We start from the raw sequence: 25,328 nt of genomic DNA on the forward strand, positions 1-25,328 counted from the left end.
ACTGTCTGCGGTCACTAGACTCGGGGGCAGCAAGGGGCGAGGCTTGTCGAAAACCAAGCTGCGGGGTGGGATGGTGTGGAAGCATTAATCGTTCTTCTATTGATCGCTGGGGCGTTGTACGTCGTATTTTCAAGTATTGGCTCCTCCCGCAAGGATAAGAGACGCAGTCGGGCTGATCGCGCTGAACACAATGATGGATTTTCCGTCACGATCAGATCCTCTTTCGATGGCTCACCGAGTGGCGAGCGCCGTAACCCGTCGGTTACAAGTGATGACTGCTGGGTGCCGCAGGGAGAGACTGTTGAGATCAAGGGGCTCACGATACACCGCGGCTTCCTATATGTAGGGCGTGGACTTGGCGGACCGGAGAGCTATCCAGAGATTACCCCTGCTCTGATCAACCCCACTCTGCCGGTTGACTTTGCTAACCCGGACACGGCCGGCGACACCATGGGTTACTGGCCGAGCTATGACACCATCACACCGCAGGCGCGGGCCGCCTATTTGCACTTTCTCGCGGCTGGCGGTTGGCCAGCTCATGCCAATCCTGGCTATGTCTTTCTTTACTTCTACGGACTGGAACGTCGGGTCATGGTTGATGCCTTGGGCGGCGACGAGCGTGCCCGTGCAGAGGGTCCTGCGATTATTGAGGTGGCACGCCAGCTGCGAGATGTTTATGGCAGCGACTCCCAGAGCATCCGGAATTACCTGACTCAGTTCATCGACACTGCCAGCATTCTTCTCAAACTCCCCATTGACCTCGATCAGATCGCCTCAGATCGCACCAGTCCGTCGTTGCAACTTAAGGTTGCCCTTGGCCAGGCCGTATCGGCGGGTAAGCCGATTGACGCGAGGCTCGCACGCGCAATGGTGCGTTCCGACCCATTGATTCGCTCGAAAGTCGCAATGGAACGCTGTTCTGAAGAGTTCGATGCCCTCTTCCCCCTGGTTTTCAAGGAGCTCCATGGCGATGGCATAAAGGCCCGGGTGAACAAGAGCCGCATTCTCATACGGTATCAGCCTGCAGCGCGCGGCACCCCGGGTGTAAACGCACGCCTCGATTTGCCCGATATCACCGCTGTCAGTGGCCCGAGGAACAAGATCCAGAAGGTGGTCGATGACTGCTGTGAGCAGCTTGCCCCACTCTCGCGGCACCGGCTCAACAATCCCGATGACACGGATTCCCCGAAGGCCCGTGCCCTACTTCCTCATGCGCTTGCCAGTAGTGCAGGTTGGAGCGATACGGGGGGCGCGATCGACGCGCTTCGAAGCCGCGTTGAGGCGAGGCTTGAGGAGACGACCTTCGCCCGCTTGCCGGCAAGCGAACTGCTCGAGCTTTTCGGAGCGGAAGCGTCACGTACCGGCAAAGTCAGCGTCGAGACCAGGCGGCTTATCGAGCGGCTCTTCGCAGGTTGGTCGCTTGGCGTTGCCCCTGGTCTTGGTTTTACACGCGGCACACTGAACCGCACTGACAAAGTCGTCATATTCCGTCAGACGGATCCGGGTAGCGATACCGCCGGTATCGCCTTCGAGCGCGCGCTCATCCACATGCGCGTACTAGGGCTCGCCTACGCGCATACCGCCCATGCCATAACGCCTGCGCAGACGGCATTGGTGCGCCGGTATATCAACGGACTTAATGGGCTAAGCAGTGATGAGCGGCTGCGCCTTGAGGGGGTGCTGCACTGGCTGCTTGAGAGTCGCACACGGCATCTTGCGGGCGTGCGGAAAGGGCTCGCGGAGATGACCGCGACCGAGATCAGCGCCTTACGGGAGTTTTTGCTTCGATTTGTGAGTATCGATGGCGCAGTGAGTGCGGACTGCGTCCGCGACCTGAAAGCGTTAATGCCTCTGCTCGGTGCCGAGCCGGAGACACTTTATGAGCGCTTGCATCAATTAATTGCTGAACCGCAGGAGGTGCGCCCTTCCAAGTCTGGAACGCCAGGTGGCCGTATCCCGCCATTCCCCAGCAAGACCGATGCCCCGGAAAACGAGCCGACCGAGGCTCCACCGCTAACTCTCGACCAGGATGCAATCGCCAAGCGAGAGGCCGAAAGTGCCGCTGTCTCAAAGACACTCAAGGAGATTTTCGCCGAGGAGGAAGAGGTTCGCGAAGCCGAAGTGGAGCCAGAGCAGGCCCCATCGGCCTCGGCGGGTCTGCTTCCGGCGCTTGATTCCGCGCACCGCGAGTTTTTGACTGCCCTGCTTGCCCACGACGGGACCTTATCGATGAGTGAGGCGCGCGCCCATGCGGAATCGCATAGTCTTTTGCTCGATGGCGCCATCGACCAGATCAACGAAGCAACGCTCGACATGACGGGGGCTGCACTGCTTGAACCAGACGATGAGGAGCTTCTCATCGACCAGGACATCCTTGAGGAGGTGCGGACATGAGCCGCCTGCGGGAAAAAGAACGCTCAGCGATACTCTCATCGCTACGCGCTGGGGTCGTACCTCGCGTTGGCCAGCATCACATTCAAGTTGGTCGCCAAGGGGAGATTGAGGCGCTCATCCAGGATATCGAAACCATCGCCGACGGCGGTGGCAGCGTCCGCTTCATTATCGGGCAGTACGGCTCTGGCAAGACTTTCTTCCTGAATCTGATTCGCGCAATCGCAATGGAGAAGAAGCTCGTAACGGTCTCGGCCGACCTAAGCCCGGACCGCCGGCTGCACGCGACTGGAGGGCAGGCCCGGTCGCTCTACTCCGAACTGATGCGAAACTTGGCTACACGTGCGAAGCCCGAGGGCGGTGCGGTGGCCTCCGTCACAGAGCGCTTCGTGTCGAGCGCGCTACAGCGCGCCAAGGCAACGGGGATATCCCCCGAGTCAGCGATCCGCGAGGGGTTGGATAGCTTGACCGAGTTGACTGGTGGTTACGCGTTCAGCGAGGTCGTTGAGGCCTATTGGCATGGTCATGACCGTGATGATGTTGCTCTGAAGCAGGCCGCCGTGCGCTGGCTCCGTGGGGAGTACCAGACGCGCACTGATGCGCGCCGCGACCTCGGTGTGCGGGGGATCATTGATGATGAGAATTTCTATGACAGCCTGAAACTAATGGCGCGCTTTACCAGGTTGGCCGGCTTCGAAGGCCTAATGGTCACGCTCGATGAGATGGTTAATCTCTACAAGCTTTCAAGCACGCAGGCGCGTCGCTCGAACTATGAGCAGATCCTTCGGATGGTCAATGACGCGCTACAGGGCAATGCGGTCGGGTTGGGCTTTCTCTTTGGTGGGACGCCGGAGTTTCTCATGAGTGAGCGTCGTGGGCTTTACAGCTACGAGGCGCTACACGGCCGATTAGCCGAGAACCGGTTCGCGGCTGAAGGGCTCCGAGACCTCTCAGGACCGGTCATTCATCTTACGAATCTCCAGCCTGAGGATTTATACGTGCTCCTGAAGAAAATCCGCAGCGTGTATGCAGGCGATGCCGCGGATCCGGTTGAGATGCTTCCCGATGAGGGGATTCAGGCGTTTCTACATCACTGCCATGCCAAGGTCGGTTCGGCATATTTCAAGACTCCGCGGAATGCGATTCGCGAGTTCGTTCATCTGCTGTCCGTCATCGAGCAGAACCCTGGGGTGAATTGGGGGGATCTCGTCGGACGGGTGCGTATCGAGGCTGAGCGTCCTGACCAAATCCCAGAACAAGCAGACGCGCAGGGTGCCGCCCGAGCGGATCGTGATCCTGTTCGCGAGGCCGCTCAGCAGGGGAAGCCCGCTGCGCATCCTCACGCGCACGACAATCCGGACCGCAAGACAGTCGTTGGGGACGAATCCGACGGCGCTGATGATGACGACCTTGAGGACTTTCGTCTCTAGGCGCCGCCGATGAGCGATGAGTCCTATTCAACGGTCTTCGAACGTCTTGCTCCAGCAATGCAGCGCTGGATCTGGCGCCAGGGTTGGGAACAGCTTCGCCCAACGCAGGAAGCGGCCGCTCCGCTGATCCTGGCAGGTGACAGCGATGTGCTGATCAGTGCGGCAACAGCGGCCGGCAAGACCGAAGCGGCTTTTCTCCCTGCGCTCTCGAACGCGGTTTCCGCGCTCGCGCGTGGTGAATCTCCCTTGCTTCTCTATGTCGCACCACTGAAAGCTCTGATCAACGACCAGCGATTCCGCCTCGAGGGCATGCTCGAGGGTGTTGATCTCATGCTGACGCCTTGGCACGGAGACGTAGGCGAAACCGCGCGCAAGCGCTTTCGCGCGCAGCCCGGCGGCGTACTTTTGATTACGCCTGAGTCTCTTGAGGCGTTTTTCGTGCATCAGGGTAACCGCCTCCTCACCTTCTTTGGCGGCGTACAGCATGTCATCGTCGATGAACTTCACGCTTTTCCGGGTAGTGAGCGTGGTCGCCAGCTCCAGTCGCTGTTGGACCGCTTAGAGCTTGTAGTCGGACGGCGCATTCCCCGGATAGGGCTCTCGGCAACCATGGGGAACCTTGAGCTTGCGGCAGAGTATCTGCGCCCGCATGACGGGTCGTCCGTTGCGATCATCAAGGCTGACGAAGGCGAACAGGCGCTGCGCGTGCAACTCCGGGGCTACGAACACACCCCTGCCCGTCTTTCGGAAAAGGAAGCCATAGCGATCGAGGCTACCGGAAGCGAGGTGGCTATCGAGGACGTGACAGACGGCGATACGCTTGCCGTACGTGATGATCTCTTTCGAGTTCTGCGCGGCAGCAACCATTTGGTGTTCGCCAACGCCCGTCACACCGTGGAGCTTTTCGCGGATTTGTTGCGTCGTAAGTGTCAATCCGAAAAGGTGCCTCAGGAGTTTTTCCCGCACCATGGCTCGCTGTCGAAGCAGCTCCGACAGGACACGGAGGCGAGGCTCAAGGAGGGACTAAAGCCGACGACGGCGATTTGTACATCGACGCTTGAGATGGGAATCGACATCGGCTCAGTGGAGAGCATCGCGCAGATCGGTGCACCGTACCAAGTCTCCGCTCTGCGGCAGCGCCTCGGACGGTCGGGTCGCCGCGGTGAGCCTGCAGTCCTTAGAATTTATATCAATGAGGATGCGATTACCCCACAGACGCCCCTACTCGATCGGTTGCGCGGTGAGCTCTTCCAGGCGACAGCTATGGTCGAGCTTCTACTCCAGGGCTGGTGCGAGGCTCCCAGAGCGGGACGTCTGCACCTCTCAACCTGCCTTCAGCAGGTTCTCTCGCTGATTTGCCAATACGGCGGAGTGACGGCTCGTGACCTTTGGCGAGCTCTCGCGGAGCGCGGACCTTTCGGTAGAACGCTGACTAAACCCATGTTGGTCGAGCTATTACGTGTGATGGGCGAGCACGATCTCATCATTCAAGCGGATGACGGGCTGCTCCTGCACGGTGAGCGCGGCGAGCAGATTGTTAATCACTACGATTTTTACGTGACGTTCCCTACCAGCGAGGAATTCACGCTCTACTACAAAGGGCGCCCGATGGGCATGCTGCCCATCGACGGGCCGCTCGCGGTTGGTCAGCTTCTGATTTTTGCTGGCCGGCGTTGGCGGGTTGATGAGATCGACCCAACGGCGAAGGCCATCATGCTCTCGCCCTCCAGTGGAGGCACTCCACCGCTTTTCAGCGGTGCAGGTGGTCAAGTCGACGGTAAGGTGCGCGAAGCGATGCGAACCCTTTACCTATCAGGCATCGCACCGCGCTATCTCAGTCGCGGGGCGAAGCTCCTCTTCGAACAGGGAGTAGCCTCTTTCCGTACCCATGAACTCGGCTCAATACCAGTTATTCTCGATGGCGAGCAGTTGCTTTGCCTTCCCTGGGCCGCCGACAGGGTTATCGACACGCTGGCCCTTGCGCTTCTTCGACAGGGAATTGGTGCGACTCGCGAGCAGTTTGCCTTGGCGATCCAGAGTCGGGATGTAGACCGCGTGCGGGACGCGCTTGTCGCGTTCATTAACGCGCCGCCCGCTAGCGCTGAGGTGCTGGCCGAGCTGGTCCCTACTCAGGTGCAGGAGAAGTACGACCCGTATCTGCCGCCTGAGCTCCTCAATGCCGACTATGCAGCTCGGGCCTTAGATTTACCTGGCGCTTTGCGCATCGCCGAAGAACTCCTCCCAGCGTTCAAGGCTGTTATCCCACAAGCTCAGGGTAAGCCGGAAAACGTGTGACAGAACCAAGGCGCACGCGGCATCGCTCCATGGACACGTTTCCATCTCGTTCGCCTAGGCTACCGATTATTTATACCGATTTGTCATACAGAAGGGTTGATGTGATTAATTGCGTTCTTAAAAACCCGGGTATATTTAATATTAGGTAAATTAAATCAATCACTTAAAAGCCTTTTCTAGCAACTGCTTAGCCCTGCTCTCTCGCGCTGACTCGACGATTTTCGCTGAACGGGTGTTGACACCCTCTTCGAAAGGGTATTAGATACGGCTAATCTGCTGGACTTGCGCTCGCAAAAAAGCTGAGTATGATGCTGGTCTCTACCAAGGAGATCAGTCATGTTGCGTGCGCTCGATCGTTGCTCCCCCATCAAACCCACGATCTCGTACTCGTCCCCCAAGAACGGGCGCTGGCTCTATTGTGAGAGCACATCCGAGCGTGATGCCCTCCTCGGGCATGAGTTCGACCCGACCGTCATTGCCTTCGTCACGCAGCCGGTCACCTACAGCTACGTCATTGGTGGGAAGCCGCGTGTCTACACGCCGGATACCTTGGTCATTCGGCACCCTGATGCAGACGGGCCCAAGGTCTTCTTCGAAGAGATCAAACCCGAGGGTACGCAGGGCGGGCCAGACTTTGACGCCAAGTTCAACCTGCTCGGCCATCTGTTCGTGCATAAAGTGCGCGCGCCGCTGGTGGTCCGCTTCATGCCGCCGGCATGGGCGCCGGCCACGCGTACCAACAACCAGCGCTATCTCTATCCAGCGCTCGGGGCATCCCCGAACATCGATTTGCTCCACCGGCTCCAGGAGACGTCTGATTCCCTGACGTTCGGCGAGGCGAAGTCCATTGCCATGAAGGAATGCGGGACGGCGTCTGCTGTTCTGCCGCTGCTCGCCCATCAGCTGCTCGCCTTCGATTGGGACGCAACGATCAACGACGCCACCCGTCTCGAGGTGTCGCGATGAGCGGTGTGGGATGTCTGGCGCACGCGGGAACGCGAACGCGCTTTTTCAACCAGATGGCGTCGGTGCATAGCGTCGACGGCTTCAACGTGAAGCTCCAGCTCGATGCGCCCGGGGCTTTCCCGATTCCTGAAGAGATTGCCCGATACCAGAATCCGGAAGATCTCGAGGACGGCTTTGTGCGGATCAGCCATAGGCTCGCAAAGCGGTTCCTGCGGCGTGGTGCCATCGAGGTTGTTCCCACCGTCTACGCGCCTGACCAGGACATCAAACTGACACCGACGGCTGGTGAGAAGCAGCGGCTCGACTTTTTCGAACAACTGCTGCAGACGCTGGATCGCTGCGACAGCCCCTGTTCGGTGAAGGCACGCAGGGAGACCATCGCTGCGGTAAGCGACCTCTTCGGCATCCCGGAGATGGATCGGAAATCCGTGACCTGGTTGTACAACAACTACAAGAAATGGGTCGACGACTTCGGACGGGACACCCGGCGAATGCTCGGCGTCTCCGGCCGGCGGCAAGGCGCGAGCCCGATCAGTGATGAGATCCGGGAACTCATCGTCACGATCATGAACGACCACTATCTCGTTCCGGGGAAAGTGACCATTGCCGAGTGCTACCGCCGGTTTCAACAGCAGGTCAAAGACAAGGGCCTCGGTAAATATCGTTTGCCGAGCAAGTCGACGTTCTACGCAATGTTCCACGCCATCGATCCGTACGAACTTGCTCGATTCAGGAAAGGCCCCTGGGCGGCGCGGAACGAGTACGGGACAGTCGGGAAGCGTCACTTTGTCCCGCATGCGTTGGCGCGCGTTGAACTGGACGCCGTCGCGCTCGACGTTGGGATTCTTGATGAGGACGGCGAATATCTCGGGACGGTCCGGCTCTTCCTCCTGATTGACGTCTACACCCGTGCGATTCTCGGGTTCGACTACATCGTCGAGGAAAAGCCTCCCGAGCGGGCCGAGTCCGTGCTGGCCTGCCTGCAGCATGCCTTCCTGCCGAAGGATGCCAGCGTGCGGTATCCCTACCTCACGAATGACTGGGAGATGCACGGGCGCCCGAGCAATCTGGTGCTGGACGCGGGGCCTGGCTGCAACAACGAGCACGTGCAGCAAGCGCTGCAGCATCTTGGGATTACGCGGGAGGTCACGCCGAGCCAAAACCCGAAGTGCAAGCCGTTCATCGAGAGCTTCAACAAGACGCTTCGGAGCCGTTTCGCGTACAAGCTCCCGGGTTATAGCGGATCGAGGAAGGAAAAGAACACCTACGTGAAGCCTGGAACCAGCAAGAAACTCGCAGTGCTCGAACGCCATGAGTTCGAAGAGATGCTGGTGCGGTTCATCGTCGACGACTATCACCAGACCGGACACGCCGGTCTCTCGGGACTCTCGCCGGCCGAAATGTGGCGGAACGCCGTGGCTTCGCATCCGGTGCTTGAGATGGACGAAAACGCCCGAGAATTTCTCAACGCGTTCGGCACCCGACGCATCCGGGACAAACTCGTTCGGAAGGCACGCGGCATTCGCCTGAACGGCGTCCAGTACAACAGCGACGCGCTACAGCGACTCTATCGGCAGGAAGCCGGTCGGAGTGATCGCGAAGTCCGGCTCGACGTGCTCTACAACGAACGGGACATCTCGCGGATTTCAGTCGTCGGACCTGATCGCGAGAGGCTCTACGTCGTCGAGACGATCGATCACATTCCGCCGGGACGCACGCTCAGTGAGCACCAGCGACTTCAGGCCGCGTTGAAGCGGAACGCGACGCCAGAACCGGATCGATCGGCCTACTACGCAGCGCAAGCCGCGACGGTCCGTGAAGCGGAGCGCCGCAAAGCATCCCGAGCGCGGGAGCCTGTGGTCAACAATCGCCCTGCCGTGCCGATGGAACCTCTGTCGGTGGAAGATGCGTTGGAGTACGCAGGCGCGAGTCATTCGATCCGTCCTCCGCGTCGAACCAAAAAGCCGTCGTCTGCCGAGACGAAGCCTGCTGCTGCGCGTGCGCCGCGCAGGAAGAAAAAGAAACGGGCGCGCAGTACGCGCTTCACGAGCGAGGAGACGTCCTGATGGCCAAGTCGTCCAGACCGATGGAAGAGTTTTTGGCCCAGTTCGACGGACGGGAGCGTAGTCCGCTCGACAATCCCCGGCTGAGGCGCGAAACCGACGCGTTCCTGAAGACCTTCATCAAGCACGATCGCCTGGAGGAAATCCTCGAGGCGATTCGGCGCTGCCATAACACTGTCGGCACGAACCCGGAGAGTCTCATCCTCTATGGGGAATCCGGTGTCGGGAAGACTTTCCTCATTCGGTATTACGCGCGTCTCGACGCTGAGAAGCGTGCGCGGGAGCGCGCCGAGGCGGGGCTTGAAGCAGATCCGCGGGATCTCCCGATCGTCTTCTTCGAAATCCCGGCGCAGAGCGATCTCGGCGGCTTTCTGCGCAACATGCTGAAAGCGTTGGGGGCACCAATGGTCGGACCGAACACGCGATTGGCGGTCCTGCAGGAAGGCATCATCGATCTGTTGCGGGCGCGTCGTTGCGAACTGGTCATCGTCGACGAAATCCACGATGTGCTGAGCAAGCGGAACCGAAACGCGAAGCACCTTCAGAAAGTGATCAAACACATCATGAACGAGACGGGGGTTCCCTGGCTTGCCGTCGGCTTGCCCGAGTCCCTGGAACTCATTGAGCTCCAGAACGACGGGCAAATGCGCCGGCGCTTCGCCGCGTGTGCCCATCTCGAGGAATTTGACGTCAGCGCGGGGGACGGCTTCGCCGAGTTCGAGGGGTTCGTCAGGCAGGTCGAGAAGAACCTGAAGGTTGCCGGGCTCAACACCATCCAACTCACATCGAAGGAATTCCTGTACCGGCTGTTCGCCGCATCGCGAGGCCTGCCGGCGTTGATCGCGCGGCTGTGCACACGGGTCATTGAGGAGTTTGCGGGCACGGATGAGAAGCGAATGTCCTACCCCCACTTCGCAATGGCGTACAGCTACGCGCTCGAGGAAGTGGAGGACATCGACGATGGCATGCCGCCATTCAACCCGTTCGATACGTCGATCAAGCTCCCGCAGATCCAGCGCTACATCGTTGGGCTCGCGCGATGATGTCCCCTCCGACTCCCCTCCCGATCACCCTCGCCCCCATCGACGGCGAGGGGCTGGGCGGCTTTGTGCTGCGCCTCGCGAGGCTCACTGTCCGTGGGACGCCCACGGCGTTTTTTCGGGACTTCTGTGACATGCCGGCGACGCAGCCCTTTCGTCCCTGGGAGCGTCGAGCGATTACGACACTGGCGCCGAGGCTTGCCCCCTTTGCCGAGTGCTCGGCCGACGCTCTGGTTGACCGGTGGCAGGTGCTGCGAGAGACACACCATGCCGTGAATCCGCATCGAATCATCGAAAACGGTGAGCTGCCGCGTCCAAAGCTCTGCACGAGTTGCCTGACCGAGGAGTCCTTCCTCCCCTACTCCTGGCAACTCGCACACACCACGCATTGCGCGCGGCATGAGACGGTGTTGAAAACCGCCTGCCCGGCGTGCGGAGCCGCGTTTACCTGGCACTCACTGATTCTGAGTCAGTGTCCGAGGTGTGACGTCGCCTGGCGGGATCTGGATAAAGACCGCGATGACGAAGGCAACATTTGCGAGAGCGTTCTGGAACCGTCCCCGGATGATGTCGACAGGCTTTATCGGGCCTACCTGCACTGTGCCTCTCCTCACGCGCTCCTCCTCTGGGGAAGCGAACATTTCCCGGAAGAGGCAACAACGGTGACGCGCCGGATGTTGGCAGCGCAGGCCGTGGTATTCACCGATGCCGGGAATCAACACCTGCGCGAGCAAGCGAGCCGTGCCTTGCAGACGCATGTCCCGGCATGGGAAGGACTTCGTGAGGATGTGGACGGCAGAATCGTCGCGCTTCGATCGGATCGGACACTGGCGGTCGACCTCGCGCCGCTTGTCGGCCCCGATATTCCAGCGTCCAACAGGATTTTTCCGAAACGGATGCGGACCATATCTCTCCGCGCCGAGTCGCTGCCGTTTGTTGTTGAATCCGGCCCATGCTCGAACCTTCTTGGCCTTCGCGGCGATGCGTCAGCGCAACTCGCAGATCTTGGTGTTTTTGAGCCACTGAACCCCTTGAGCCGGGCTGATCTACGGCTTTTCGACATGGAAGTCGTCTATCAAACGATGGCCGACTGGCACGCCCGCCAAACCGGCCCTCTGCCGGAGGATGCGATCGACCTGGATGAAGCCGCGCGTCTCGGACGGCTGTGGCGCCTCTCCAGGTGCGACATCATCAAGGCCGCCCATGACGGACTCGTCCGGCACCACCTCGGCGACTCACTCGATTTCACGCCCGAGGTGTTCTGCGTGTCTCGGAGTGATGTGATTGCGCATGGACAAGAGGCATTCGAGGCCAACCCAGAGGAAACCCTCCTCCGGGTGAACATCCTCAGGATGCTCGATATCTCGGAGCGCATTCTCGCCGCCCTTTGTCGCGAAGGGTTGCTTCAAAGCGCTCGTCGAGCAGCGCCCGGCGAGGTCGTGACGCATGGGGCAATTACAACGCTGCTCCAGCACGTCAGGTTTGCGAAGCGCGAGGCCGCATTGAATGGGACATCCGTTGAAGAGGCTTGGGATCGAATACTCGCCGATGGCGCGAAGCCACTGGATTTGCCCAGAAACAAAGGTGGCGGGGAGAGGCGTGTCGCAGTTTCCAGTGACTGGTTTGACCAGCCGAAGCGGAGCTGGCGAGATCTGGCGGCGTAATCAGCCAAAGCCACGAACGCCGACGTCTCGTCACCGGTTGTTCCATTGCGTCCGCCAATCACCCGCAAAAACGCGAGGCACCTGACAATGGCAAGAAGTACGGGACGAGACCCGCTCGACGGGCGGCCGACGATCTTCGTTGAGGACGGCGACACCACAGACGATCTGCGCGCCGCAGCGGAGGCCGCCGGGATCTGGAAGGTCTCCTCGGTCGAGGACGAGCCATCCATTCGCGCGACACATTGGAAAATCTACGGCGTCCGCGGCGTTGAGACCGCGATGCTTCTCGCTTGTTACAACCCGGCTGGGCGTGAAGGTCGTGTGTCGACGCGCATCACCGAGATCGACGAGGGACAAATGCGCATCCGGACCAAGAGCGGACGGGTCTATGAGCTTCACGGGCCGCCGGCCGTGCAGCCGCACCCGGATACCGCTTGGGTGCTGGAGGTGTATTTCCGACGACTCGGGATTGATCGAGACAGGATGATTGATGTGACACCCCGGCTCTTTCCGGATCTCTACAGCCCATCCGAGAAGATGTGATCCGTGAACGGATTACGGGTTAGTCATGCCCATCCTCTCCAGCCGTTTGGAGGTGCTCCGTGCGGATCCGGTTCATGAGCGATCTGCATCTCGAATTCCAAGGCCGAGGCACGTTTGAAGTGCCTGCCTTGCCCGGGGACACGGACAGCGTGCTCGTACTCGCTGGGGATATCGATGTCGATACGCTCGCGACCGACCTTGCGCGCCGTACGGCTGACAGGTTTCGGGCGATCATCCAGATTGCCGGCAATCACGAATACTACAAAGGCGGCTCGCCGCAGCGGCTCCCCGCGAAACTTCGGGCTTCGTTCGACGGATACGAGAACCTGCATTTCCTGGACGATTCGGTAGTCGATGTCGACGATGTGCGGTTTATTGGCGGGACCCTCTGGTCCGATTTCAACAAGGGCGACGAAATCGCGATGCAGGAAGCCCAACTGACAATGCGGGATTTCCGTCGGATTCGCGTCGGGACGCCTCGCTCGCCTTACCGACGGAAATTCACGCCCCGCGACGCGATCGCACTGCATACCCGAACCAGGCGCTTTATCGTTACTGAGATCGAGAACGCCCATGCGCTGGGCTTAACGCCGGTGGTCGTCACTCATCATGCGCCCATACTTCCGGAGGGCCAGGACGGTTCGCTGATTTCGTTCGCATACGGCTCTGACCTGACGTCCGAAATGACAACCACGAAGCCGGCGCTGTGGATCCATGGACACGTGCATGAATCGATGGACTGCCAAATCGGTAATACCCGATTGGTTTGTAATCCGCGTGGCTACGTCCCTGAAGAGCCGAACGAGGTCTTCGATCCACTTGCTGTTGTGGACATCTGATTAGGCCGGCTGTCTCGGCCGATCGGTGATCGACGAATGGAGGCATTCCAGGCGCTGCCTGCGGGACGAGTTGTTCACCTAGCCAGGACCGGCATCTTCAAACGCCCTCCCACGGCCAGGAATCATGGATTGGGAAAGCGCTACGATCACCGAGCCGTTCCGCAGGGTGATGTCCACCGGCGGAGCCCCGCGATGCAGACGGAGGGGGTGATGAAAACGTTCTCAGCCAGTGAAGCGAAACAACGGTTTGGTGCGTTGATCGAGGCTGCCAACAGAGAGCCAGTGAAGATCCAAAGGCATCAGCGCGATGTCGCCGTTGTGCTCTCGATGGACGAGTACGAACGCTTGATACGGTTTAACGTCAACGAGTTTCAGCGATTCTGCGATCAGATCGGAACGTCGGCAAGGCGCGCGGGTGTCTCAGAGGAAGAGCTCAACAAGCTGTTGAACGATAGCTGAGGAGCAGGAACGATATGGTGACGAGGGAGGAGCAGGAAAAAGTCGTTCTGGCCAGGATTCAGAACTGGGCAGGATCCCGGGAGGCCGCCGAGGACTGGCTCGTGAATTTTCGAATTACCTCTCTTGGCGGTCTGACTGCTCAGCAGCTGCTCGCAAGTGGGCGAGCGGAGGAACTGCAGCATTTCTTGGATCATATCGAGCTGGGCGGTTTTGCCTGACGGGAGGTGTGTCCCCGGCACCGGGGAAAGTCCAGCTTTTGGGTGTATCGCAAGACGGTAGAGCTTTGAGCGCGCCAACATTCTCAATGACTACTTGCCCTGGTCATTCACTTGAATGAGCTTGGTGACTACGCAGCCTGACTAGGGGGTGCCATGCACAGTGAAGAAGTCTCGAAATCACAATTCAAGGCACGAGCGTTGGAATATTTCCGCGAAATAGAGGCTACAGATCAGGCGATCATTGTGACTGACAATGGGCGCCCTGCTATCGAGGTGCGCCGGTACAAGGCCGATAAGCGCTCTCCGCTTGAGCGCCTCCGCGGCAGCGTCATAGAGCTAACTGATCCCTTCGAGCCAGTGGGCGAGGACGACTGGGCGGCGCGGAGTTGATCGTCATGGAGACCAAGCTCATCTGTGGCGGGTCAACGGTCAATAAGCCGCTGAGAGATGACTGATAACCCCCCTAAGTAGCGAGCATTGTGGATTACCTATTATGCGTGGCGCACTACGCAGCAGCGTCCACTGCACCGGGGGAAGTCCAAATCATAGCGGCGGAGTGTCCACTGCACCGGGGGAAGTCCACGCACTACGCAGGAGTGTCCAGCGCACTGGGGGAAGTCCACCGAATACATATGCGGATTGCACACTGCCCAGGGCGCGATCCCGAAACGCCTTGTAGCCGATGTCCTGGCCGGCAAGTCTTGTCTCGTCATAGCGGGAAGCTCCGGGTGCGGTCCAACTATCGACATCGTGGTGGTTTGTCGTGCCCACCAATCCTCAAGATGGAGACGTTTCCTTTCCGCTGCAAAATCAGGATTCGACATCGGATATCACGCGTCTCGGCACTGCCCGATCTGGCCCCGTGCCGTCTTCCCAACGTTTGTCCACCATCAGAAAGAGATTTCCCGAATCGTTAACAAATAAATGTTATACTTGTTCGAGTGCTGATTGCCGGCAGGTCAGACCGGTTCGCTCTGACGAGGGAAATCAAATGCTTGAAGAACTCCGTCGTGATCACAGGAAGCTGCGAACGCTATTATCAGCACTTGAGACTCAGCTTGTTGCTGCGCAACGCGTCGGGCATGCCGATTACCCGCTGATGGAACGCGTGCTGAATTACCTGACAACGTTTCCGGATGCCTATCACCACAGGGTCGAGGCCATGTTGTTTGACCGCCTACGGATCCGCATGCCTGCAGCCGAACCCGCAGTACGCGCGCTTGCCCAGGAGTTCACCGAACTGCATCACGATGGCAGGCGACTTGCCGCTTTGCTGGACGGCATCATCAACGGGCAGATGCATAGGCGCTTCACCCTGATCGAGGCCGGCACCAGCTACATTTCCCGTTTTCGGCTGCAAATGGACCTGGAGGAGCTTCACATCTTCCGACACCTGGAAAAGTCATTGACAAGTGTCGATTGGCAGAGTCTCCGTTGCTCCTATGAACGTATGACGGACAGCAGCGCACTCGGCCGCGCGAAAGACGCGTACGCGGATCTTGATCGCATGATCTGGCGAAACACCCATCAGGGGGATCGAGCAACCGGGATCGCGGATGTATAAATCATTGAATTTACGTTATCGGATTCCGTCCGGCTGTGGCAAAATTTTCGGCTTCCTCACAACCGGTCCCTTCCTCCCATGCGGCTGACTCTGTATACCGACTACGCACTTCGCGTACTGATCTATCTTGGCGTACGCGGTGGCGATGGGGATCGTGCAACCATCACCGAAATAGCCGAGCGCTACGCGATCTCCCGAAACCACGTCATGAAAGTGGTCTATCAGCTCGGCAAGCTGGGGTATATCGAGACGGTGCGCGGCAAGGGTGGTGGTTTGCGGATGAAAATGCGGCCGGAGAACATCAATGTCGGCGTGCTGGTGCGGCAGACCGAAACCGATATGGCCATCGTCGAATGTTTCGGTAGCTCGGGACGTTGTCGTCTGGCTCCGGACTGTCGGCTGCAAGGCATGCTGAAAGAGGCGCTCGACGCGTTCATGGGCGTGCTGGACCAATACACACTTGCAGACATACTCGACAATCGGCAGTCCCTGCGGCAGATGCTTGGGCTGACCGTTTAAGGAAACGCTGATTTATTCCCGCATCTGCGCCCAAAACCGTCCTTTTTCATCTGGTAAGGCGCGTAATTCGGGATCACGACGCCGTGGGCCTGGTAAGGATAAAGGCCGAGACAGCCAGCAGCGCTGCGGCCTGCGCGCCGAGAACCAGCGGCGGCAACGCCAACCACACAGCAATCACCACGCTTGATAGCAGGGACAGCATGGCGACGCCCTTGGCCCGCCGCGGGATGGCGCGCGATTGCTGCCACGCCCGGATGCAGGGTCCAAGGCGTGGATGATTGACAAGCCACAGCCGCCACCGCTCCGAACCACGCGCATAGGCCCACGCCGCAAGCAAGAGAAATGGTGTTGTCGGCAGTAGCGGCACAAGCACGCCGACCGCCCCAACCCCGACACAAGCCGTGCCGAAAAAACGCCAGCAATAGCGCGTAAGGGGGTCTCCCATCACTCTCCACCTTCCCAGGGCATAAACGCCCAATGGAGCCGGAAAAGCTCCACCGCAGTTCGGCAAAACGCACATAACATGTAAACATAATCCATGTTATAACAATTAATCATGACCGGTCATGCCAGGGTTGTGGAAAGACTGCCGGCGGAACAATTGTTCTTTCCGCTGGCTGCGGCCTATGCGTTGCTGTCAGTCCCGCTGTCATTGCATGGCATGCTTGACGCCTCGCCACTGCTTCCAGGCTTTGCCCATCCACTATTTCATGCGCACGAACTGCTTTTCGGCTTTGCCCTGGCGGTTGTCACAGGGTACCTGGTCAACCGTATCCAATACCGGTACCTGATGCTGCTCGCAGGCGTCTGGCTGCTGGCCCGCGGGCTGTTTTTATTCATGCCCGTGAGCCTCCCGGCAATGGTTGCCAATCTGTCGTTTGCCGCGGCCCTGGTCGGCCTGACAGCACCGCCGTTTTTGCGAGCAGCGAAAAAGCCACGCAATAAACTCTTTGGTCCTCTGCTGATCGCCATCGGGCTGGCCGTCGCCGCCTTCCACCTTCTGCAGCCGCTTGGCGCAGCCTGGCAACGCGCCGCGATTTACCAGGGACTCCTGTTGCTCGCCCTGCTGCTGGTGGTAATGGGGGGACGAATCATCGCGCCGGCCGTGGCAAACGCAACGGAACGCGCCGGTGGCACCCTCGAAGCAAGACTTCAGCCTCGTACGGAAGGTGCCTTGATACTGCTTTTGCTGGCAGCCCTGCTGGTCCAGCCCCTGCCCTTCGCCAGGCCGCTGGCGGGTGTGCTGCTGCTCATCGCCGCGACCCTCGCAGCCGCTCGACTCTGGCGCTGGCAACCCTGGCATTACCGACAGCGGCCCGACCTGCTCTGCCTTCTGTTGGGGTACGCCTGGCTGGTCGCTGGGTTGGCCCTGCTCGGCATCCACTGGCTAACCGCCGTCCTGTCCACCGGTGCGGCACTGCATGCCCTAACCATTGGCGGCCTTGGGACCTTGACCGCGACCGTTATGGCACGGGTTCGCCTCAACCGCCGCAAGCTGTCACCGGCCAACCACCCGTTGCTGCCGATAATGGTGCTGGCGCTGTCCGGCGCGGCCATGCTGCGTATCGCCCTGCCGGGATCGATCACCACACTCTGGCTCTCTGCCGCGCTCTGGAGCCTCGCGTTCACGCTGCTGCTCGTCTTGCTGCTGCGTCATTCTGATCTGCCCGGCCTGCTCCCGTCCTCCCTTCGCCAACGCCTTTCCGAAAATGTCAGCCCGAGAAAAAGGAGGTTGTCATGACCGAAACGGATATTTCCGGGGCCCTGTCGACCTCACCATTGTTCAGGAGTCTGCAGCCGGACAAGCGCAAGGCGATCGCCGAGCGGTGCAAGCGCCTTCCACTTCGCAGCGGAACCATTCTGTTCCACCAAGATGATCCGGCAGACCGCTTTTTCCTGGTGCTCAGTGGCCTGATCAAACTTTTCCGCACGAGCCCAAGCGGCGTCGAGAAAGTAATTCACCTGATCGGTCCCGGGGAAACCTTTGCCGAGGCAGTCATGTTCATGGAGGCGCGTCAGTACCCGGTCACGGCGGAGGCCACCGCCGACTGCGAACTGATTGCCATTCCCAGCGCGCCCTATCGGGAAGCGCTTCGCACCAGTCCACAGGCCTGCTTTCGACTACTCGCCGACCTGAGTGCGCGCCTCCACCTGCGCCTTCACGATATCGATCAACTCACGTTGCAGCAGGCAACTCCCCGGGTTGTGCATTTCCTGCTGGCCCAGGCGGACCGGGAACACCGGGAAGACGCCATCATTACGCTAACGGCGCCCAAGCATGTCCTCGCATCCCGTCTGTCGGTTACCCCGGAGACACTGTCCAGAATCCTGCACGGTCTTGCCGCCCGGGGACTGGTGCGAATCCAGGGCCGGCGGATCGAACTGCTTGAGATTCAGCGCCTGCGGCAGGAGTTTCCCGGCGGAGTCTCGGCGGAGAACCCCAGCCGAGGATGCGACGCGCCTTGATCGAGATCAATCACATGATCGGACATTTATTGTATTTACATGTTTCATGCGTCGGTCGCCACCTTTAACTGTGCATCCGTGCCTGCGAGGAGATCACGTCCCATGCAACATCATCAGGAATCATCCGTACTTCGCCACTGCACGCTTCATCGCATCAGCGCGACGATGCCCGGGGCGACATCAATTCTAAGAGACTTCGGGCTCGACATCTGGCGTGACAGCAATCTCACACTGGCCCAGGCAGCGGAGAATAACCGCGCCGACGTCGAGGCTCTGGAAACTCGGCTGTCGGGACTATTACCGTTCCGTACCAGGGATATTCCGGAGCATCCGGGCAAGCTGATCCAGCACATCATCACGCACTACCATGACGTTCATCGCTACGAGTTGCCGCGGCTTATTCAGCTGGCTGAGCGCGTCGAGCAAACACACCGCCATCATCCGCAGTGCCCGCAGGGCTTGTCGATTGCCCTTGAAACCCTGGGGGTGGATCTCGATACGCACATGCGTCAGGAGGAGCAAGTCCTGTTCCGCATGATGCAGCAACAGCCTCCCCGAAGCCTTGCGGCAGCCATCGCGTGCATGCGCGAGGATCATGACGAGCACAATGAATTGTTGCAGAAACTGGAGACTCTGACCGACGGGTTGCGACTTCCCGAAGACGCGTGTGGTTCCTGGAACCTCCTCTATCGAGGCTTGGCAAAGTTCCTGGACGACCTCATCGTGCACACCCATCTGGAGGAGGCAATCCTGTTTCCGCACTTCGAAGGCGCACCAACGCATTAGGGAAAGGCTGATCTGTGCGAAGGAGCCGCCATGGCAGCCCGCGCAATGGTGTGGGTCGGACCTCGGCCATGGGCTAGCGCTCGCGCGGGCGAGTTCACTGATCCTCTATGTTGGCCCCGAGGACTTTGATCTGCGTGCGTCTGTCCGGGGTCACTAGCCTTTCCCCCCCTGCCCGCCTCGAGCGTTGACCTGCAGGACGTTTTCCCTAAGGGGAGTTAACGGTGTACTGGTTTTTCAAAGGACTGGAGCGTGGAGCACTACGGACTTATAAAATCGATTCATCAGTTATCTGCGGCTCTCAGCCTGTTCCTTTTCATCCTGCGTGGGTCATTAGCAATATTCCAAACCCCTGGTTTTCCCAATAAACACTTGATCCATGTCATACCGCATGTTGTCGACACCATCCTGTTGACCAGCGCCATCGTGCTGGCGGTCATGGCGCGGCAAACGCCGTTCGTCGACCACTGGCTCACAGCCAAGGTCATTGCCCTGCTTGTGTATATCGCATTGGGGAGCCTGGCGCTGAAACGTGCACGGACGCTGGCTGGCCGCCTGGTGTCCCTTAGCCTGGCCCTTGCAACCTTCGGATACATCGTGTGGGTCGCATTCACCAAGAATCCGGCACCATGGCTCTAGCACCATGGCTCTAACTGATCCCTGGCATGCACACTATTAATAAAGTATTCTATATACGGCTTAAAAAGCTAACAGGGGTCGCCGTGACCTTCGTCGTTACCGAGAACTGCATCAAGTGCAAATACACCGATTGCGTGGAAGTCTGCCCGGTGGACTGCTTCCATGAAGGGCCGAACTACCTGGTCATCGACCCGGGTGAATGCATCGATTGCACTCTGTGCGAGCCGGAGTGCCCGGCCGAGGCCATCCTCTCGGAAGACGACCTGCCGGAGGACCAGATGCACTTCCTCGAGCTCAACGCCGAACTCTCCCGGGAATGGCCGGTAATTACCGAGCAGAGAGAACCGGCGGCCGACGCCGAGGAATGGGACGGCAAGCCGAACAAGCTCGAGCTGCTTGAGCGTTGATGGACCACTTGAGATATCCCGTCCCGTCCGTGACCAATCGAAGGCCCGCAATGGCAGGAGCAGTAACGGACCGACTTCTGCCAGCGCGGAGCCGCCGATGCCCCGGCCAACGCTGGATCAGTATCGCCTTTCGCTCGGTCCATCTCGTGGGGGTAGCAGGGCTCGGCGGCACATTCCTTTATGCAAATCCGGCAGAAGGGGCCTGGCTGCCCTATGCCTGGCTTACCCTAATCTCTGGCGGGCTGATGATGGTACTGGCGATCTGGAATCACGGTATCTGGCTGTTTCAGATGCGTGGCCTGGCAGTGCTGCTCAAACTGGGGCTTTTGGCGGTTCTGCTGCTCTTGCCGGCGTTCGCGCCGACAATCTTCCTGCTGATCATCGTCCTGTCCGGCGTGTTCTCCCACGCACCGGCTTATGTGCGCTATTACTCACCGTGGCACCGCCGCGTGGTACACGCGCCGGAATGACCCCCGACCTGGCGCCACGGACTTACGGTCAAGCGTTATTGAAGTATTCGTGAGTTCGGTAATGACAGCTATTGAGCGTCATTTCACAGGTAAAGGAAATGCTTTCACGTTCCGAAATTGCCACGCGATGGGCGGCCACGTTCTCCATCGGTTTCCGTCCGTTCTTCCTGCTGGGTGCCCTGGCCGGAGCAGTGCTGATCCTGGTCTGGATTTTGTTTCTGCGAGGCATGACGGACCTGCCACCACAGATGCATCCCCTGCTCTGGCACGGTCGGGAAATGCTGTTCGGCTTCATCGGTGCGGTCATCGTGGGCTTCGTGTTGACAGCCGCCGGCAACTGGACCGGGCTTGCCACGACCCGTCCCACGCAACTGCTTGGCCTGGTACTGCTCTGGCTGGTCGCACGGCTCGGGTTTCTGTTTCCCCAGGCGATCCCGCTTGTGCTCAGCTCGGTAACGGACCTGCTGCTTTTTCCATTGGTCGCATTGCTTCTCGGCCGCGTTCTGCTTGCCTCGCGGAATCGCCGAAACTATGCGTTCCTGCCGTTTTTCGCCGCGCTTACGCTGCTCAATGCGACAAATCACCTGTCACTGCACGGCCTGATCCCGTTCGCCTGGGGGCTGAGGAGCTTGGACGCCACCGTGCTGCTTGTCACCGTGCTTCTGGTATTCATGGGTGGGCGCGTCATCCCGTTTTTCACCGATCGGCGCCTGCCGGACGTCAAGGTGCGCCAGAGCGTTGTCCTCAACTGGTCGGCGACTCTTGCCACGCTTGCCTGCGCGGTGGTCGTGCTTCTGTTCGGCAGGCACGCGATGGGGGGACCACTACTGCTGCTTGCCTCGGTTCTCAACCTGATCCGATGGGCATGCTGGCAACCGCAAAAAACCCTGGGCGACGCGCTGCTTTGGGTGCTTCACTTTGGCTACCTGTGGATCTGTATCGGTCTCGCCCTGCTCGGCCTTCACCTGTTTGGCGCGCCAATCAACTGGTCAGCTGGCAGCCATGCCCTGACTGTCGGCGCCATGGGCCTTCTCGTGATCGGCATGATGGCGCGGGTCTCGCTCGGCCACACGGGTCGCCCGTTGCAGGCGCCGCCCCTTGGCATCGCCGCCTTCGTCGCGATCAGCGGCGCCGCCGTACTCCGGCTGCTCTGGGGGTTCATACCCCAGGCGCAGGGCCTGCTCGCAGTTGCCGGCATATTCTGGGTACTTGGTTTCGCTCTGTTCCTGCTGGCCTATGCGGATACCTTGACCAGGCCACGACCAGACGAACATGGCACTACGGTGCGGGCCGGAAAATCTGGCTGAACCACTCGAGGCCGCATTGCAGCACGGAAGGTGCCTCAACACAGCTGAATGCGGATCACCGAAACCGCTCACTCAGTCCAGAGACTGCAGCTCAATGATCTCATAGTCAGTCTCCCCAACCTGTTCCAGGGTGAAGCGCACGGCATCGCCGGCCTCGAAACCGCTCGCCAGTTCCGCATCCCGAAGGGACAGATCCATCTCCATGGCCGGCCAGCGCAGTTCGGGGATAGGCTCGTGGCTCAGGGTAACCGTGCTGGCCTCAGTGTCGATCCCCTTCAGAATCCCCTGCCCTTTAGCCGTCATTGCGCCGCCGCCATGGTGGGCTTCATGCGCCATTACCGGCATGACGGCAAACATCAATGCCAACATTAGAAAAAGAACGTAAGTGTATATTCTAAATTTCATTGCAATTACTCCTCTATAGGTCCGATTGAAACACCGGGCGGGCGCTCAAGCACCCACCATTCCCTGATGAGTCGCAGGAAGACGGTAACGGTGCCAGAGCCAGTAGAGCACCGGGATCAGCAGCAGGGAGACCAACGGCGCCGTGATCATTCCGCCGATCATTGGAGCAGCGATACGCTGCATTGCCTCGGAACCGGGGCCGCTGTCCATCAGCAATGGCGACAAGCCCAATACCACGGTCAACGAGGTCATCGCCTTGGGCCGGACGCGCATGACGGCGCCCTCAACGATCGCTTCCTGGAGTTCTTGGCGGTCGCGGGGCTGGCGTTGAACCACCGCGTTCCGCACGTACATCAGCATGACCACCGCGAATTCGGTGGCCAGCCCGATGAGCAGAATGAAGCCGGCCGCCACGGCGACCGACACCTCGTAGCCCAGGCCGTAGAGCAGCCAGACCCCACCCACGGCGGCGAACGGCAGTGCCCCCATAAGCATCAGGGCCTCGGGGCCGCTGCGGAAGCAGAGGTAGAGCAGGATGAAGATCAACACCACGGTGACCGGAATCACGTACGTCAAGCGCTCCTGCGCCCGCTCCATATGCTCATACTGCCCTGACCAGTGGATGGAGTACCCCGGCGGCAGGTCCACTTGTTCGGCCACCACCTGACGGGCCTCGTTCACGTAGGAGCCCAGGTCGCGGTCGCGGATGTCCACCACCACCCAGCCGTTGAGCCGGGCGTTTTCCGTGCGGATCATCGCCGGTCCGTCGACGATCTCCACCGACGCCAGTGACTCGAGCGGTAGGTGGGCGCCGTTGGGGGTGACCACTGGCAGTTCCCGCAGCCGCTCCAGGGAGTCGCGCCAATCCTGGGGATAACGCAGATTCACCGGATAGCGCTCCAGCCCCTCCACCGTATTGGTGACATTCATTCCCCCCACCGCCGCCTGGATAACCGACTGCAGTTCCATCACGCTCACCCCATGGCGTGCCGCCCGCTCGCGGTGAATGTCCACCTCCACGTAACGGCCCGTGGCGGTTCGGTCGGCATAGGCGGAGGCCGTGCCCGGTACGGTTTCCAGTGCTTGCTCCACCTGCTGGCCGACGCGTTCGATTTCGGCGAGGTCGGGCCCGGCGATTTTCACCCCGACCGGGGACCGAATGCCGGTCGCGAGCATATCGATACGGGTCTTGATTGGCGGAACCCAGACGTTGGCCACGCCCGGAAACTGCACCGCTTCATCCAGTTCGCGAATAATGTCCTGCTTGGTCATCCCGTCGCGCCATTCCTCCTGCGGCTTGAAGCGGATGACCGTCTCCAACATGCCAAGCGGTGCAGGGTCTGTGGCGGTGTCGGCCCGTCCGGCCTTGCCGAACACGCGTTCCACCTCGGGTACCGAGGCAATCAGGCGATCGGTCTGCTGCAGGAACTCCCGCACCTTGTCGATGGAGACGCCCGGCTCCAGCGAGGGCATGTACATCAGGTCACCCTCGTCCAACTCGGGCATGAACTCGGTGCCCAGCTTGGAGGCTGGATAGACCATGGTGGCGGCCAGCAGCACGGCCACCCCCACAGTCACCCAGGGGTAGCGCAACAGGCCGCGAAGCACCGGCCGATAGCCGGCAATCAGCAGCCGGCTGATGGGGTGACGGGTCTCCGGGCGGATCCGTCCGCGCACCAGGTAACCCATCAGCACCGGCACCAGTGTAATCCCCAACCCGGCGGCCGCAGCCATGGCATAGGTGCCGGTAAAGGCCAGGGGCTTGAACATCCGCCCCTCCTGCCCCTCCAATGCGAAGAGCGGCAGGAAGCTCACGGTGATGATCAGCAATGCGAAGAACAGGGGCCTCCCCGTTTCTCTGGCAGCCAGGGAGACGGTTTCCCAACGGTCAGCGTTGGGAGACGCACGCTCCAGCCGTTTATGCAGGTTCTCCACCATGACGATGGCCGCATCCACCATTGCCCCGATGGTCACGGCGATACCGCCCAGGGACATGATGTTTGCGTTGATCCCCTGCTGCTGCATGATCAGCAGCGCAGCCAGGATGCCGATGGGCAGGCTGACAATGGCCACAAGCGCCGAGCGCAGATGTAACAGGAAAACCAGGGACACCGCCGCGATGATCAGGAACTCCTGCACCAGCTTGACGGAGAGGTTCCGGACCGATGTCTCGATCAGCGTGGAGCGGTCGTAGGTCTCCACGATTTCCACGCCCTCCGGCAAGCTGCCCCTGAGATCGTCCAGCCGCTCCTTCACCCGCTCGATGGTGGCCAGGGCGTTCTCGCCGTGGCGCATGACCACCAGGGCACCGACCGTCTCGCCCTCGCCGTCCAGTTCGGCGAGCCCGCGTCGGGCCTCCGGGCCTTTGCGGATCTCCGCGACGTCCTCCAGCAGCAGCGGTGTCCCGTCCTCGCTGGCTCCCACCGGGATGTGCCCCAGGTCGTTCAGGCCGGTGAGGTACCCGCGGGAGCGCACCATGTACTCGGCCTCAGCCATCTCCACCACCGAGCCGCCCGCCTCGCGATTGCCGTCCTGAATGGCCTGTCGGATCTCGCTCAGAGTCAGGCCGTAGGCACGTGCACGGTTGGGGTCCAGAACCACCTGGTACTGGTTGACCATGCCGCCAAGCGTGGCCACCTCGGAGACGCCGGAGACCGACTGAAGCTCGAATTTCAGGAACCAGTCCTGAATGGAGCGCAACTGGGCCAGGTCATGCTCCCCGGTGCGGTCGACCAGGGCGTACTGGTAAACCCAGCCCACCCCGGTGGCATCCGGCCCCAGCGCCGGGCGGGCCTCGCTGGGCAGGTCCGGCGCCACCTGGCTGAGGTATTCCAGCACCCGCGAGCGGGCCCAATAGGGG

The 25,328-nt window shown here is 60.3% G+C and carries 24 protein-coding genes; 21 read left to right on the top strand and 3 right to left on the bottom strand.

Features of this window, described 5'->3' with window-relative positions:
- Positions 1-75: 75 nt before the first annotated feature.
- The 14 genes from M0534_RS05890 to M0534_RS05955 all read left to right on the top strand — a co-directional run bounded on the left by M0534_RS05890 (position 76) and on the right by M0534_RS05955 (position 15,991).
- Entirely contained in the window at positions 76-2,394 is a 2,319-nt protein-coding gene (locus tag M0534_RS05890) for a TerB N- and C- terminal domain-containing protein (RefSeq protein WP_248567473.1), read from the top strand.
- Entirely contained in the window at positions 2,391-3,821 is a 1,431-nt protein-coding gene (locus tag M0534_RS05895; RefSeq protein WP_248567474.1) for an ATP-binding protein, read from the top strand. The genes M0534_RS05890 and M0534_RS05895 overlap by 4 nt, the downstream gene beginning before the upstream one ends.
- Before the next feature lie 9 nt (positions 3,822-3,830).
- Entirely contained in the window at positions 3,831-6,116 is a 2,286-nt protein-coding gene (locus tag M0534_RS05900) for a DEAD/DEAH box helicase (protein ID WP_248567475.1), read from the top strand.
- A 336-nt stretch (positions 6,117-6,452) separates the two neighbouring features.
- Positions 6,453-7,082 carry a TnsA endonuclease N-terminal domain-containing protein gene (locus M0534_RS05905; protein WP_248567476.1) on the top strand — a complete coding sequence of 210 codons (630 nt, stop codon included), beginning with the start codon at positions 6,453-6,455 and terminating at the stop codon, positions 7,080-7,082.
- Positions 7,079-9,148, top strand: coding sequence for a Mu transposase C-terminal domain-containing protein (locus M0534_RS05910; protein ID WP_248567477.1), 2,070 nt, complete (start codon positions 7,079-7,081; stop codon positions 9,146-9,148). The genes M0534_RS05905 and M0534_RS05910 overlap by 4 nt, the downstream gene beginning before the upstream one ends.
- The gene (locus M0534_RS05915) at positions 9,148-10,188 is read left to right on the top strand and encodes a TniB family NTP-binding protein (protein ID WP_248567478.1); all 1,041 of its coding nucleotides are present in this window, start codon (positions 9,148-9,150) and stop codon (positions 10,186-10,188) included. Before M0534_RS05910 ends, M0534_RS05915 begins: the two co-directional genes overlap by 1 nt.
- Positions 10,188-11,849 (top strand): TniQ family protein, encoded by a 1,662-nt coding sequence (locus tag M0534_RS05920; protein WP_248567516.1) that lies wholly within the window; start codon positions 10,188-10,190, stop codon positions 11,847-11,849. Before M0534_RS05915 ends, M0534_RS05920 begins: the two co-directional genes overlap by 1 nt.
- A gap of 87 nt (positions 11,850-11,936) precedes the next feature.
- Complete coding sequence (locus M0534_RS05925) at positions 11,937-12,392, top strand: hypothetical protein (protein ID WP_248567479.1); 456 nt, start codon at positions 11,937-11,939, stop codon at positions 12,390-12,392.
- A gap of 74 nt (positions 12,393-12,466) precedes the next feature.
- Positions 12,467-13,231 carry a metallophosphoesterase gene (locus M0534_RS05930; protein WP_248567480.1) on the top strand — a complete coding sequence of 255 codons (765 nt, stop codon included), beginning with the start codon at positions 12,467-12,469 and terminating at the stop codon, positions 13,229-13,231.
- A 210-nt stretch (positions 13,232-13,441) separates the two neighbouring features.
- Complete coding sequence (locus M0534_RS05935; RefSeq protein ID WP_248567517.1) at positions 13,442-13,690, top strand: type II toxin-antitoxin system Phd/YefM family antitoxin; 249 nt, start codon at positions 13,442-13,444, stop codon at positions 13,688-13,690.
- A 14-nt stretch (positions 13,691-13,704) separates the two neighbouring features.
- Complete coding sequence (locus M0534_RS05940; protein ID WP_248567481.1) at positions 13,705-13,908, top strand: hypothetical protein; 204 nt, start codon at positions 13,705-13,707, stop codon at positions 13,906-13,908.
- Positions 13,909-14,061: 153 nt separating this feature from the next.
- On the top strand, positions 14,062-14,298 hold the full coding sequence (locus tag M0534_RS05945) for a type II toxin-antitoxin system Phd/YefM family antitoxin (RefSeq protein WP_248567482.1): 237 nt from the start codon (positions 14,062-14,064) through the stop codon (positions 14,296-14,298).
- A 601-nt stretch (positions 14,299-14,899) separates the two neighbouring features.
- On the top strand, positions 14,900-15,472 hold the full coding sequence (locus M0534_RS05950; protein ID WP_248567483.1) for a hemerythrin domain-containing protein: 573 nt from the start codon (positions 14,900-14,902) through the stop codon (positions 15,470-15,472).
- Positions 15,473-15,550: 78 nt separating this feature from the next.
- Positions 15,551-15,991, top strand: coding sequence for an RrF2 family transcriptional regulator (locus M0534_RS05955; protein WP_248567484.1), 441 nt, complete (start codon positions 15,551-15,553; stop codon positions 15,989-15,991).
- 73 nt (positions 15,992-16,064) lie between these two features.
- On the opposite strand, the gene M0534_RS05960 is transcribed toward M0534_RS05955, so the two are convergent.
- Positions 16,065-16,436, bottom strand: a complete 372-nt coding sequence (locus M0534_RS05960; RefSeq protein ID WP_248567485.1) for a YbaN family protein — start codon at positions 16,434-16,436, stop codon at positions 16,065-16,067.
- Positions 16,437-16,547: 111 nt separating this feature from the next.
- On the opposite strand from M0534_RS05960, the gene M0534_RS05965 reads away from it, so the two are divergent.
- The 7 genes from M0534_RS05965 to M0534_RS05995 all read left to right on the top strand — a co-directional run bounded on the left by M0534_RS05965 (position 16,548) and on the right by M0534_RS05995 (position 22,063).
- Entirely contained in the window at positions 16,548-17,732 is a 1,185-nt protein-coding gene (locus M0534_RS05965; RefSeq protein ID WP_248567486.1) for an NnrS family protein, read from the top strand.
- Positions 17,729-18,457: a Crp/Fnr family transcriptional regulator gene (locus M0534_RS05970; protein WP_248567487.1), complete on the top strand. Its 729-nt coding sequence runs from the start codon at positions 17,729-17,731 to the stop codon at positions 18,455-18,457. The genes M0534_RS05965 and M0534_RS05970 overlap by 4 nt, the downstream gene beginning before the upstream one ends.
- A 102-nt stretch (positions 18,458-18,559) precedes the next feature.
- Positions 18,560-19,243, top strand: a complete 684-nt coding sequence (locus M0534_RS05975; RefSeq protein ID WP_248567488.1) for a hemerythrin domain-containing protein — start codon at positions 18,560-18,562, stop codon at positions 19,241-19,243.
- 249 nt (positions 19,244-19,492) lie between these two features.
- On the top strand, positions 19,493-19,879 hold the full coding sequence (locus M0534_RS05980; RefSeq protein WP_248567489.1) for a SirB2 family protein: 387 nt from the start codon (positions 19,493-19,495) through the stop codon (positions 19,877-19,879).
- An 83-nt stretch (positions 19,880-19,962) separates the two neighbouring features.
- Positions 19,963-20,286 (top strand): ferredoxin FdxA, encoded by a 324-nt coding sequence (gene fdxA / locus M0534_RS05985; protein WP_248567490.1) that lies wholly within the window; start codon positions 19,963-19,965, stop codon positions 20,284-20,286.
- A 245-nt stretch (positions 20,287-20,531) separates the two neighbouring features.
- Complete coding sequence (locus M0534_RS05990; RefSeq protein WP_248567491.1) at positions 20,532-20,756, top strand: hypothetical protein; 225 nt, start codon at positions 20,532-20,534, stop codon at positions 20,754-20,756.
- Between the two features lie 98 nt (positions 20,757-20,854).
- Positions 20,855-22,063, top strand: coding sequence for an NnrS family protein (locus M0534_RS05995; protein WP_248567492.1), 1,209 nt, complete (start codon positions 20,855-20,857; stop codon positions 22,061-22,063).
- A 72-nt stretch (positions 22,064-22,135) separates the two neighbouring features.
- Here M0534_RS05995 and M0534_RS06000 read toward each other — a convergent pair whose 3' ends face one another.
- Both M0534_RS06000 and M0534_RS06005 read right to left on the bottom strand, forming a co-directional pair.
- Positions 22,136-22,468, bottom strand: coding sequence for a copper-binding protein (locus tag M0534_RS06000; protein ID WP_248567493.1), 333 nt, complete (start codon positions 22,466-22,468; stop codon positions 22,136-22,138).
- A gap of 45 nt (positions 22,469-22,513) precedes the next feature.
- On the bottom strand, positions 22,514-25,328 hold a 2,815-nt coding region (locus M0534_RS06005; protein WP_248567494.1), incomplete at its 5' end, for an efflux RND transporter permease subunit.

This window comes from Methylonatrum kenyense (assembly GCF_023195885.1).
GTDB lineage: Bacteria > Pseudomonadota > Gammaproteobacteria > Nitrococcales > Aquisalimonadaceae > Methylonatrum > Methylonatrum kenyense.

Coding starts and splice junctions, on each gene's coding strand:
- M0534_RS05895 (WP_248567474.1), top strand. CDS start 2,391: ATGAGCCGCCTGCGGGAAAAAGAACGCTCAGCGATACTCTCATCGCTA.
- M0534_RS05900 (WP_248567475.1), top strand. CDS start 3,831: ATGAGCGATGAGTCCTATTCAACGGTCTTCGAACGTCTTGCTCCAGCA.
- M0534_RS05905 (WP_248567476.1), top strand. CDS start 6,453: ATGTTGCGTGCGCTCGATCGTTGCTCCCCCATCAAACCCACGATCTCG.
- M0534_RS05910 (WP_248567477.1), top strand. CDS start 7,079: ATGAGCGGTGTGGGATGTCTGGCGCACGCGGGAACGCGAACGCGCTTT.
- M0534_RS05915 (WP_248567478.1), top strand. CDS start 9,148: ATGGCCAAGTCGTCCAGACCGATGGAAGAGTTTTTGGCCCAGTTCGAC.
- M0534_RS05920 (WP_248567516.1), top strand. CDS start 10,188: ATGTCCCCTCCGACTCCCCTCCCGATCACCCTCGCCCCCATCGACGGC.
- M0534_RS05925 (WP_248567479.1), top strand. CDS start 11,937: ATGGCAAGAAGTACGGGACGAGACCCGCTCGACGGGCGGCCGACGATC.
- M0534_RS05930 (WP_248567480.1), top strand. CDS start 12,467: ATGAGCGATCTGCATCTCGAATTCCAAGGCCGAGGCACGTTTGAAGTG.
- M0534_RS05935 (WP_248567517.1), top strand. CDS start 13,442: ATGAAAACGTTCTCAGCCAGTGAAGCGAAACAACGGTTTGGTGCGTTG.
- M0534_RS05940 (WP_248567481.1), top strand. CDS start 13,705: ATGGTGACGAGGGAGGAGCAGGAAAAAGTCGTTCTGGCCAGGATTCAG.
- M0534_RS05945 (WP_248567482.1), top strand. CDS start 14,062: ATGCACAGTGAAGAAGTCTCGAAATCACAATTCAAGGCACGAGCGTTG.
- M0534_RS05950 (WP_248567483.1), top strand. CDS start 14,900: ATGCTTGAAGAACTCCGTCGTGATCACAGGAAGCTGCGAACGCTATTA.
- M0534_RS05955 (WP_248567484.1), top strand. CDS start 15,551: ATGCGGCTGACTCTGTATACCGACTACGCACTTCGCGTACTGATCTAT.
- M0534_RS05960 (WP_248567485.1), bottom strand. CDS start 16,436: ATGGGAGACCCCCTTACGCGCTATTGCTGGCGTTTTTTCGGCACGGCT.
- M0534_RS05965 (WP_248567486.1), top strand. CDS start 16,548: ATGACCGGTCATGCCAGGGTTGTGGAAAGACTGCCGGCGGAACAATTG.
- M0534_RS05970 (WP_248567487.1), top strand. CDS start 17,729: ATGACCGAAACGGATATTTCCGGGGCCCTGTCGACCTCACCATTGTTC.
- M0534_RS05975 (WP_248567488.1), top strand. CDS start 18,560: ATGCAACATCATCAGGAATCATCCGTACTTCGCCACTGCACGCTTCAT.
- M0534_RS05990 (WP_248567491.1), top strand. CDS start 20,532: ATGATGGTACTGGCGATCTGGAATCACGGTATCTGGCTGTTTCAGATG.
- M0534_RS05995 (WP_248567492.1), top strand. CDS start 20,855: ATGCTTTCACGTTCCGAAATTGCCACGCGATGGGCGGCCACGTTCTCC.
- M0534_RS06000 (WP_248567493.1), bottom strand. CDS start 22,468: ATGAAATTTAGAATATACACTTACGTTCTTTTTCTAATGTTGGCATTG.